Source organism: Methylorubrum suomiense, assembly GCF_022179765.1.
In the GTDB taxonomy this organism is placed as follows: domain Bacteria; phylum Pseudomonadota; class Alphaproteobacteria; order Rhizobiales; family Beijerinckiaceae; genus Methylobacterium; species Methylobacterium suomiense.
Window position 1 is genome coordinate 122,870 of record NZ_BPRE01000013.1, and the last position, 9,381, is coordinate 132,250.

Annotated in this window: 17 protein-coding genes; 12 read left to right on the forward strand and 5 right to left on the reverse strand. The window is 62.2% G+C overall.

What is annotated here, in order from left to right; genetic code table 11:
* A complete protein-coding gene (locus MFF26_RS19205) occupies positions 1 to 600 on the forward strand; it encodes a hypothetical protein (protein WP_238308369.1) in 600 nt (199 codons plus the stop codon).
* Here the strand turns inward: MFF26_RS19205 and MFF26_RS19210 are convergent.
* The 3 genes from MFF26_RS19210 to MFF26_RS19220 are packed head-to-tail and all read right to left on the reverse strand — an operon-like array spanning position 597 to position 1,813.
* A complete protein-coding gene (locus MFF26_RS19210; protein WP_238308370.1) occupies positions 597 to 905 on the reverse strand; it encodes a hypothetical protein in 309 nt (102 codons plus the stop codon). The genes MFF26_RS19205 and MFF26_RS19210 overlap by 4 nt on opposite strands.
* 51 nt (positions 906 to 956) lie before the next feature.
* Positions 957 to 1,562 carry a helix-turn-helix domain-containing protein gene (locus tag MFF26_RS19215; protein ID WP_238308371.1) on the reverse strand — a complete coding sequence of 202 codons (606 nt, stop codon included), beginning with the start codon at positions 1,560 to 1,562 and terminating at the stop codon, positions 957 to 959.
* A complete protein-coding gene (locus MFF26_RS19220; RefSeq protein WP_238308372.1) occupies positions 1,544 to 1,813 on the reverse strand; it encodes a BrnT family toxin in 270 nt (89 codons plus the stop codon). The genes MFF26_RS19215 and MFF26_RS19220 overlap by 19 nt, the downstream gene beginning before the upstream one ends.
* 434 nt (positions 1,814 to 2,247) lie before the next feature.
* Between MFF26_RS19220 and MFF26_RS19225 the strand changes: the two genes are divergently transcribed.
* The 4 genes from MFF26_RS19225 to MFF26_RS19240 all read left to right on the forward strand — a co-directional run bounded on the left by MFF26_RS19225 (position 2,248) and on the right by MFF26_RS19240 (position 4,188).
* Positions 2,248 to 2,709, forward strand: a complete 462-nt coding sequence (locus MFF26_RS19225) for a hypothetical protein (RefSeq protein ID WP_238308373.1) — start codon at positions 2,248 to 2,250, stop codon at positions 2,707 to 2,709.
* A complete protein-coding gene (locus tag MFF26_RS19230) occupies positions 2,706 to 2,951 on the forward strand; it encodes a hypothetical protein (RefSeq protein WP_238308374.1) in 246 nt (81 codons plus the stop codon). The genes MFF26_RS19225 and MFF26_RS19230 overlap by 4 nt, the downstream gene beginning before the upstream one ends.
* Positions 2,948 to 3,430 carry a hypothetical protein gene (locus MFF26_RS19235; protein ID WP_238308375.1) on the forward strand — a complete coding sequence of 161 codons (483 nt, stop codon included), beginning with the start codon at positions 2,948 to 2,950 and terminating at the stop codon, positions 3,428 to 3,430. Before MFF26_RS19230 ends, MFF26_RS19235 begins: the two co-directional genes overlap by 4 nt.
* Before the next feature lie 428 nt (positions 3,431 to 3,858).
* Positions 3,859 to 4,188 carry a hypothetical protein gene (locus MFF26_RS19240; RefSeq protein WP_238308376.1) on the forward strand — a complete coding sequence of 110 codons (330 nt, stop codon included), beginning with the start codon at positions 3,859 to 3,861 and terminating at the stop codon, positions 4,186 to 4,188.
* Between the two features lie 17 nt (positions 4,189 to 4,205).
* Here the strand turns inward: MFF26_RS19240 and MFF26_RS19245 are convergent, their stop codons facing one another.
* The gene (locus tag MFF26_RS19245; protein ID WP_238308377.1) at positions 4,206 to 4,358 is read right to left on the reverse strand and encodes a hypothetical protein; all 153 of its coding nucleotides are present in this window, start codon (positions 4,356 to 4,358) and stop codon (positions 4,206 to 4,208) included.
* Here MFF26_RS19245 and MFF26_RS19250 point away from each other — a divergent pair.
* From MFF26_RS19250 to MFF26_RS19270, 5 genes are all read left to right on the forward strand, one after another.
* Positions 4,299 to 4,982 (forward strand): phage antirepressor KilAC domain-containing protein, encoded by a 684-nt coding sequence (locus tag MFF26_RS19250; RefSeq protein WP_373324502.1) that lies wholly within the window; start codon positions 4,299 to 4,301, stop codon positions 4,980 to 4,982. The genes MFF26_RS19245 and MFF26_RS19250 overlap by 60 nt on opposite strands.
* 255 nt (positions 4,983 to 5,237) lie before the next feature.
* Positions 5,238 to 6,389 carry a tyrosine-type recombinase/integrase gene (locus MFF26_RS19255; protein ID WP_238308379.1) on the forward strand — a complete coding sequence of 384 codons (1,152 nt, stop codon included), beginning with the start codon at positions 5,238 to 5,240 and terminating at the stop codon, positions 6,387 to 6,389.
* A 52-nt stretch (positions 6,390 to 6,441) separates the two neighbouring features.
* Positions 6,442 to 7,317: an anti-CBASS protein Acb1 family protein gene (locus MFF26_RS19260; protein ID WP_283207418.1), complete on the forward strand. Its 876-nt coding sequence runs from the start codon at positions 6,442 to 6,444 to the stop codon at positions 7,315 to 7,317.
* The gene (locus MFF26_RS19265; protein WP_238308381.1) at positions 7,314 to 7,562 is read left to right on the forward strand and encodes an Acb2/Tad1 domain-containing protein; all 249 of its coding nucleotides are present in this window, start codon (positions 7,314 to 7,316) and stop codon (positions 7,560 to 7,562) included. Before MFF26_RS19260 ends, MFF26_RS19265 begins: the two co-directional genes overlap by 4 nt.
* Before the next feature lie 4 nt (positions 7,563 to 7,566).
* Positions 7,567 to 7,767 carry a hypothetical protein gene (locus MFF26_RS19270; RefSeq protein ID WP_238308382.1) on the forward strand — a complete coding sequence of 67 codons (201 nt, stop codon included), beginning with the start codon at positions 7,567 to 7,569 and terminating at the stop codon, positions 7,765 to 7,767.
* 23 nt (positions 7,768 to 7,790) lie between these two features.
* Here MFF26_RS19270 and MFF26_RS26515 read toward each other — a convergent pair whose 3' ends face one another.
* Positions 7,791 to 7,922, reverse strand: a complete 132-nt coding sequence (locus MFF26_RS26515) for a hypothetical protein (RefSeq protein ID WP_283207416.1) — start codon at positions 7,920 to 7,922, stop codon at positions 7,791 to 7,793.
* 147 nt (positions 7,923 to 8,069) lie between these two features.
* On the opposite strand from MFF26_RS26515, the gene MFF26_RS19275 reads away from it, so the two are divergent.
* On the forward strand, positions 8,070 to 8,966 hold the full coding sequence (locus MFF26_RS19275) for a phage head morphogenesis protein (protein WP_238308383.1): 897 nt from the start codon (positions 8,070 to 8,072) through the stop codon (positions 8,964 to 8,966).
* Between the two features lie 15 nt (positions 8,967 to 8,981).
* The gene (locus MFF26_RS19280; RefSeq protein ID WP_238308384.1) at positions 8,982 to 9,380 is read left to right on the forward strand and encodes a phage baseplate upper protein; all 399 of its coding nucleotides are present in this window, start codon (positions 8,982 to 8,984) and stop codon (positions 9,378 to 9,380) included.
* The last annotated feature ends 1 nt before the right edge of the window (position 9,381 follow it).

Sequence of the window (9,381 nt, forward strand, 5' to 3'; positions counted from 1 at the left end):
ATGCAGAAGCTACTCCCGCTCACCGATCAGGTCCGCGCCGCGCTCCGCGAGGATCGTACGTCTGACCAAGTGAAGGCCCTCATTGAGGAACTAGGGCTCGATAGAGAGCGGATCAAATCCGACCTCATCGCCGCGAAGGCGAAGGCCGTCGATCCGATGACCGGCGACGACGAGGCCGATGCAGCGCGACGACTGCACCATGATCTCGGGTTCGAGGAAGAGCGAGCCGTTTCTTCCATCGCCCAACTCAAGCTGCGACTGTCGGCTATCGAGACAGCCGAGGACGAGGAACGCCGCCGCATCGCCTATGAGGCCGCCGAGGTGGAGCGTGACGAGTGCGTGCGCTTGGTTCGGGAAGAGTACCCGAAGCTCGCCGATGCCCTCGTGGTACTTCTACAGCGCGTTGTAGCGAGTAACGAGCAGATCCGTCGCGCCGATCCGCCGGCAGACAAGCCCCGCCTGCAACCGGCCGAATGGATCGTGCGCGAAGCCAACGACATCCATTATGGCCAGCTTATCGACAACGTGATTTTGCCGGGAATGCACCGCGACGCTGCGATGAAGTGGTTCCGGCGGGTCGCAGAGTGCCGAAACAACTAGAAAGGCTTGTCGCAGTACCGGAAGGCTTCGGCCAGCCGGGAAGCGGCGGCACTGTAGGCGTCAAGTTCGGGAAGCAACCGCAAACGGGCATCCTCGAAACCTTGAAGCGCAGCGCGTCGCTCGCCTCGCGACATGGCAATCATTTCCTTGCTTGACCGCCGGCGCATTGAAGCCGCCATCCCGTCAATGGAGGCGGCAGTCCGCGCCGCTACCTCCGAAATGCCCTGGCAGCTTCCCGAGGGCGCTTCCGCCGCTGCGGGCAAGGCGATGAAGGGGTAGAGGATCGCGGCGACGAGGTAGCGCATCGCTACAGGTTAGCACGAGAGCGGGAGGCGGCAAGCGGCCTCCCGGCAACCCTATCTGCTCAGCGGGACGCGCCCGCCTTTGCGCTTGAGGGAAGGTTCAAGCGCCTTTGTAAGGGCCTTCTCCGCTTCCCGTATCGCCTCATCCGTGGAGGAACGTGAAGCCTCGTCCGTCGCAGGGCTTGCGGGCAACAAGTAGCCGTCCACCGGCCTTGCACCGGGCGAGAACAAAAGCCCGCCTGCCATCGCGGGCGTTCCAATAGCGGCGACAGCCCCAATCGGGGAAGCGCCTACCGGAGGAGCGCCCACTGGGGGAGGGGCACCGAGTTGGAGTGCCTGGAACGCGACATCGGGCACTGCGGCTACGATATCGAGAAGCGACCGCACGGACGGATCAAGCCGCACCCGTCCAGTCTCCCAATTCCGCCACGTATCGAACGGGATGCGCAGCCGGGCCGCCATCTCGCGTTGCGTGAGGCCGAGGCTGACCCGTAGCTGACGCGGCGGGATGACCGTGCGCGCCGTGGCCGGAGGCTCTTCGTCCGCATAGCCGTCTTCGGCCTTGTACCTGCGGATATCGTCTTCGGTCGTTGCGTCGAGCTTCGCCCGATCCACATTGGCCGGGCGGCTCATCGCCTCTTCTAGGCTGATGCGTGCCACTTCTTGCGCTCCTTGCGGTTCGCGGGCCACGCCGTGATAACCCAGCGAACGGCCTCGCGATCGGTATAGACGACCGTGTAGAAATCGCCGCCAAACTCCCCGACGGCCTTCATGCGGACTTCCCCGTAATTCTTGCGGGTGTCCTGCCATTCGAGAGTGCGGCCGGCGAAGATGCGAATGGCGACATCGAAGCCAAAGCCGCGCTCGGCGCGGACCTTTGCTTCCTTCTCGTCGTCCCAATCGAAATCCATGCCTCAGAGTATGCGGTTAGCACATACTGCGCAAGGGCGCGGATGTGCGGTTAGCACATATCTTTTCCGCTGACGCGCAGCACGAAACCCCCGCCGCCTTGCCGGGCGCGGGGTTCTCGTGTCATGGTGTGGATGGAGCGTGAGACCTCCCGAGATGGGCCCTTGCCGGGGCTGGCATCTCAGTCCGTGAGTGGGCGTGCGCTGCGGCTTGCCGGCCGAAGTGACGCCGAGAAATCGACGCGCCCGCTTGCCGTGGGCTGCGACCGGCTCACTATGCCGGGAGTGCCACGGTTATACAAGAGCCTTCGGGTGAAGGCCGTGGCGCACGTTCTCACGGGCGTGTTCTCACACTCCCGGCGCCAGCCCCGCAGGCTGGCAGCCTGGACGCGACATGCAGCGCGCGTCCCCAGCCGTGAGAAGCTGGTGCAAGCACCGTGAGCACCGAACCAATGGGTTTCCATCATCCCCTGCCGCCCAAGCGCATTATCGCGCTCGGTGGCCCCGTGACGGCTGCGATCCGCGCTATGCGCGCCGACGAGCCTGCGACCGACTACACCCGCATCCGTGAATTGCGCCGCGCGATCCAAGACAGGATCGAGGCGGACCTTGCCTTGCTCGACGCCCTCGACGGCGACGCCGACGTTGAGCAGGACGCGGGCGAGATGCCCGAGTCAGAGACATTCAATCGCAACCTCGATGACGAACCCTCTCTAGGCTCGCTCTACGGCACTGCCGAAGGCGCTCACCTAGGGCAGGGCGATTGGGCCGGAGGCGGCGGCTTCGACCTTGAGGAGGCCGCCGACGACCTGCCTCAGGCTGACGACGATTTCGAGTACGACAGCCGCGACCTGCCCGCTGTCGTCGTCCACTACGGCGCGCCGCGAGGTGCCCTATGAGCGCCGAGCATCAAAAACGACCTCCTGCCGAAATGGCACTCATCGAAGTCTTTGATGCTACCAAAGAGGCGCAGCAAATCGCCTCCGCCATCCTGCTCGCAGCGCGGGGTATCTTCGACAATAGTGACAGTGATGGGCTGACACTTCTTGCCGATATGATGCGCGGGCAACTCCGGTCGCTTGAGCATGAAGTGCGCGGCGCACAAAGGGCCATCGGTTTCGCGGAGGGTGGGACGCCATGAGCCGCACCACTCGCCGCATCGCTTTAGGCGCTATCCTCGCCGTACCATTCGCGCCCGTCCCTGCCATGGCCGCGCCGAACTTATCGAAGCAAGAGCGCGAGTTCATCGCGCTTGTGCCGTGGCTGCAATCTGTCGTTCCAGAGGCCGAAGAGGCCGCGCAATTGAAGCACACGTTGTACGAAGCTGCCATGGAGAAAGCCGGCCGATGGCGGCACGACGAGACGACTACTGAACATCACGCACGACTGCGCAGAGTGGAAAGGGCGCAGCGGGAGAACGGCTATAACCAAGCGTGGGAGCGGATGACTGCTCTCGAAGAGCCCATTGGCGACGCGACGCGGGAACTCATGGGCTACCCCATGACCACGCCCACCGCCATCGCTTGGAAAGCCCGTCTCGCGATCCTCTTCGACTGCTGGCACGAAGAGGCGCTGGACGACATGGCGGCCCTGGTGGGGAGGGCGCGGCAATGCGCTTAATCCTCGCCTATCGCGCCGTCGCGTACGTTCGATTTGCGATGGCCCTGCTTCACATCTCGCTCGCACTCGGATGGCTAGGCGAAAGCCTGTGGCACGCCGCCCGCGCGCAGATGGACGAAGCCGCAGCACTCGCGGATCGTGCTCACCTGCCCCGCAGCTAGTACCCCGGCCCGGCCGCTGCGGCGGTCAAATCCGAAATCATTTCGGATATCGGCAACGGTTGCCGATTTGCCCGCCAACTAGCCCGGCCGGGCCTCACGACTGCCGCTCGCGCACTCCCGCGCGGGCGGCTTTCATCGTGAGGTTCTGACATGCAAACCCATCGACCCACCGTCACCCGTCGCGGGCTCGCCTCTGGCTTATCGTGTATATTATCAACGGTTTCAGTCTTCACGGCCCAACCCGTCGCCGCTTCTGTCCCCGAACTGGTGCAAGACCCGATCTTCGCGTTGATCGAGGCCCATCGCCTCGCCGTCGCGAAGGATCGGAAGGCCGGCGACGCCCTCGCGCGGGCTCGCCTCATCCATGGTCCCGCCGTTGTCGAGTTGACGGCAGAGCGCAAGCGGACGTGCAAGCTGCGGCACAACCGACGCCGCGACCTTCGCCGGGCGACGCCTACCACGGCGGCAGGCTTCCGCGCCTTGCGGGCCTACTATCAGACGCTCATCCCCATGCCAGACATCGACGACGTGGCGACCCGCTGCGCCGCCGACTTCGTGGCCGCCGTCGCCCGGTTCGAGGGGAGGGCGAGCCGATGACCAGCTTCCCGACCGTCTCAGATCAACCGATCGGTGGGGGCGCCGTCCCGACCGTAGACGCCCGCGAGCTTCACGCCTTTCTCGACGTGCGCCGCGATTTCAGCACATGGATCAAGGATCGGCTGCAAACCTACGGGTTCGCCCAAGACGTTGATTTTGTGATCGTTCATGCCGCTCCCCAAATCGGGGGAGTGGGAAACCGGGGCGCTCGCCTCGACTACGCCTTGACCCTCGACACGGCCAAGGAATTGTCGATGGTGGAGCGCACCGAAAAGGGGAAGGCAGCGCGCCGCTACTTCATCGAATGCGAGCGGCAGGCCAAACTGGCGCAAGTTGCGCCGGTTTCTGTCCCGCAAACCCTGCCAGAGGCCCTACGGCTGGCGGCGGACCTCGCCGAGGCCAACGCCCGCCAGTCGGAGCGGATCGCCGTCCTAGAGCCCCAGGCGGCGGCCCTGATGACCCTTGCCGAGACGGAGGGGACGTTCTGCATCCGCGACGCTGCAAAGGCCCTTGGCGAGCCTGAGAACGCCTTGCGGACCTACCTCAAGCGGAACGGCTGGATTTACCAGCGAACCCCAACCGATCCGTGGGTGGCCCGATCCGAACGCCTCGCGGCCGGCATGATGCGAACCAAGGTGGTTCCCGTCGAGACCTCGACCGGGACGTGGAACCGCACTCAAGCCCGCATCACGTCGCGCGGGCTCGCCTTCCTCGCCGTCCGTCTCGGCAAGCCTGTCCCGCTGGAGGCGCAAGCCCGCCTCCCGCTCGCTCTTCCCGCCCCGGTCCGGGCCTAACCCCCAACCGCCCCGCCGTGACCGGCGGCGGGGCACCTATGGAGCACAGAGAGATGGCAAGCGGCGGAGAGAGGTTTCACGAAACCGACGGGAAGCTGAAAAGGGCATGGGTCGCGCGATACTTTGATCGAGAAGGCAAAAGACGGCATGTGACTTTTCAAACACAGGAAGCTTGGTCTTATTTTTTAGAAGAGATCAAAAAGAAAGAGGATTTATGGAAAGCTGAACGGTTGCTGTCTAAGATTGGGGGCGACAATGGCCAGCGTTAATAAGAGGCGATGGACTTATAAGGGCGTCGAGAAGACAGCTTGGGTTCTTCGGTATGTTGACAAAAATGGTAAGCGTCACACGTCAACATTTCAAACGAAGAAAGCGGCCGATCATGCTCGACTTCGTGTGGAAACAGAAATTGATATGGGGGTGCACGTTGCATCCTCAGAAACTGTAACTGTTGCGTCTGCATGTGATTTGTACTTGAAAGACTGTGAACGTCGCCACCGTATTAAAGACAGGATGACGTTGACAACATTGGCGAACTACCGCGCCGCAATTCGGTACACAATCGTTCCCCAACTCGGGCATCTGAAGCTTACGGCGCTCACTGCTGATATGCTGCAAGAGCACTTAAACGAACTTTCAATAAGGTTCTCTCGCGCTAATGTAATGCGTTGCAGATGGATATTAAAAGCGGTCTTGGCTTTTGCTATGCGGAAAAGGATGATTGCTAGAAATCTTATCGTTGAGGGCGGCGTTCGCGTGCCGAGTTTCGTCAAAGAACGAATTCAAATTCCAACAAGGGCTGAGTTGGGAAAAATTTTAAGAGAAATCGAGGTACGCCATACCCTTGATCGCTACAATGTTTTCGAAATCAGACGATGTGCTATCCTACTTGCAATGTTCTGCGGTATGCGGCGCGGAGAGATCTGCGGCTTACATTGGGAGAATGTTGATTTTGATGCGGGCATCATACGCATACGGCATAACATGTCCCTGCTGGACGGTCTGAAAACTCCGAAAACTTGGGCTGGCATCCGAGATGTTTCGATGCCCGAACGGGTTCGTTTCGCTCTACAGGCATTGGCGGCACAATCAGGGCATCCCGCTTCGGGACTTGTCTGCCGCACACATCAAGGAAAGCGCGTGGCACCGGTACAATTATGGACCTATTGGGTTAAGGTCGCGCAACGTGTCGGTCTCTGCGATGACAAGGGGACGCCAAAATATCACTTTCATGCGTTGCGCCATGCTAATGTGAGTCTCCTCATCGCTGATGGGCTTACCCCCTTGCACATCAAAACCCACATCGGACACGCCAATGTCAGCACGACGATGAACGTCTACGGACACTTATTCCCGGAGGATGAGCGGATCCGAAAGTCGGTGGAAAGCATCACAAAAGGTTTCTGAGTGGCGCAAGACGTGCTCATGAATTCCTAAGCCACTGAATTGCATAGGATTTATCTTCCGGAACTACTACGACGCCATCAGCGCCAAGCAGGAAAGCGGTCTGCGCCCTCAGTTGGAGCGCCTTGACGCGATCCTGTGCGCGGATGCGGGCATCCAGATCCCCGACGGGGCGTTCTTCACGTTCCACTCGCTCTGGCAGGAAACGTCGGAGCAGAAGGCCAAGAACTTCCACACGCTCTCGCAGGGCGTGAAGCTGATCGCCGATACCGGCCTCGTTCCCGAAGAGCCCATGTCCAAGGGCCTCGTGTCACGGCTGGTGGAGGAAGGCACCTTCCCCGCGCTCGACGACGCGATGCAGGCTTACGAGAAGGCGGCGGGCGAGCTTCGCGACATTCCCGAGGATGAGTCCGGCGAGGACGACGAGACCAGCAACGTCATCCCGCTGCGCCGCGCCGTGGCACAGGATGCGGCGCCGCGGACGCTGTACGTTTCACGCAAGCTGAAGAACGGCGACGACCTGCTTGCGTGGGCGCGCAGCCAGGGCCTGCAGAACCTGATGCCGGCCAGCGCGCTCCACGTGACCATCGCGTACTCGAAGGCGCCCGTCGATTGGATGGCCATCGCACCGACATGGCAGGGCGAGAAGTTGAAGGTCGATGCGGGCGGCCCGCGCCTGATGGAGCAGTTCGGCGATGCCGTCGTGCTTCTGTTCGCCTCGTCCGACCTGCAGTGGCGGCACCGTGAGATCGAAGAGGCTGGGGCCTCTTGGGATCACCCGGAATATCAGCCGCACGTGACCCTGTCGTGGGATCTCGGTGACACCGACCTGTCCAAGGTCGTGCCCTACAATGGGCCGCTGGTGTTCGGGCCTGAGACTTTCGCCGAGGTCGATGAGAACTGGCGCGAGACGATCGAGGCCGCGGAATGACCGACAAGCACGAAGGCCTGCCTGTCAAGGGCTACAACGCCCAGACCGAGGCCAAGGTCGCCATCGTCAACGAGAACAAGATGCTGGAAGAGCGCTGCATTCGTGCGGCCGAGGCCATCCAGCAGACTCCCGGCATGGATCCGCGCATGGCTGCGCTGGCGATCACCGGCATCCAGCAGTCCTTCATGTGGCTGAACCGCGCCGTGTTCCAGCCGGGTCGTGTCGATCTGCCTGAGGACGAGTGAGCGAATGAACCCCGAGCCCAACAGAAGTGTCGTTGTCGGCGTTGAGCCCACGCATAACGGCATTGTCGTGCATATCGCTCGCGACGCCCGCTTCTATCCCGACGCTGCGGTATGGCCGATCCAGTCCATTAAAGTTCCTGACGAAGTCCTGGCTCGCATCTCTGAGATCGTTTCGGGCAAGCTGGTGAGCGTCGCCGCAGAATAGGGAAGGGGCCCGAAGGCCCCTTGTCAGATCCGCACCGCCTTGAACCGGGTGGTCTGGAAGGCCGCGTTCAGGTGATCGACCCTGATGTGAGCCTCGCGCTCGGAGATCTTGGCGAAGGCAACCCGGTTGCTCTTGGTGTCGATGATCTTGAACATTTGCTGTCTCCGTCTCTGCCTGTACTTGTAGATATACAGATCTATACTTGAGGCGTCAACAGTAATTCTCTGCTGAGCGCAGAGTATTTTGTAGTTGATCCGGCGCGTCTCCTGCTCGGATGATGCACCACCGGCTAGAGGCAGCGCGTGAACCTCAAGCTGCGAACCGCCTTCGACCTCGCCGCCGTCGCCCGTGACGCAGGCAAGCGCGGTCGGATTGAGATGAAGCCCATCGGGGCGCGGCTGTCGTTCGAAGTCGCGCTCTACCGCATCATCCTGCGGGTTCTGGCGGTCTACGAGAAGGCCAAGCCCGCGCTGATCGAAGGCGCCCGCGCGGACCGCTCCACGCTGACGATGGATGCCTTCGGGATCTCGGACATCGTCTCGGCTCTGCGGGGCTCGTTCTCGCAGGCCATCGCCTTGGCGGATAACCCGCTGCGGGATCTGTTCCGGGGCGAGGGCGCCCGGCACGACAGCCGCTGGATCGAACAGGTCAACAGCGTCATCGGTGTCGATCTTAATGCGGTGGTGACCTCGGAGCAGGTTCAGCCAGCCATTGATCTCGCTACCCGGCGGAATGTTGCCCTGATCAAAGGGCTGACCGACGAGGTTGCGGCCAGGATCGAAGTCGCCATCACCGATCTGGTGTCACGGGGTGCATCCACGAAAGAGATCGCCGCGAGACTCACCGAGATTGGTGGGTTCGGTAGGAGGCGCGCGCAACTCATCGCCGTTACAGAGGCGAATAAGTTTAATGGCGAACTGAACCGAATTCGTCAAACGCAGGCGGGAATTAGCCGTTACACGTGGTCAACCGTCCGCGACAATCGAGTGAGGCCAAAGCACCGCGCTCGCGAAGGCCAGACCTACCGTTGGGATACGCCGCCGCAGGGCGGGCCACCTGGTAGCGAGCCGCGTTGTCGGTGTGTCGCCAGAGCCGTTCTTGACTTTGACGAGCCAGCCATACGCAGGTCCGAACGTCGCCGAGCTAGTACACAGGGGCGGCGCGCCGTCGAAGCTGCTCTTACAGGCTTTACCCCCTAAGACAGGACAGCGCCCATGCTGCCCGACATCTTCACCATCGACGGGCGCTGGCTCGACACGGAAGATTGGGAATTTGACGCCACCGTCATGGGTGACGATGGCCAGCCGCTCAACCTCACCGGATCCACGCTGCGACTGACGTTCCGGGCTCTCGCCGACGGTGCCATCGTCAGTCAGCACGACACCGCACCGGGCGTCGGTCTCACGGTCAAGAACGCGGTCGGCGGGGTACTTACCGTCACCGGCCCCGTGGCGCTCCGGACATGGCGCTGCCCTCTGGGTGTGGCGGGTCTCGTGTTCCCACAGACCATCATCGGCGACGTGATGCGACAGGCCACCCTCGGCGGCTCGTATCGCGCGGTCCAGCGGTTCGCCCTCGTGGTTCTGCCGGGCACGACGATCAAGGCGGCGTGAC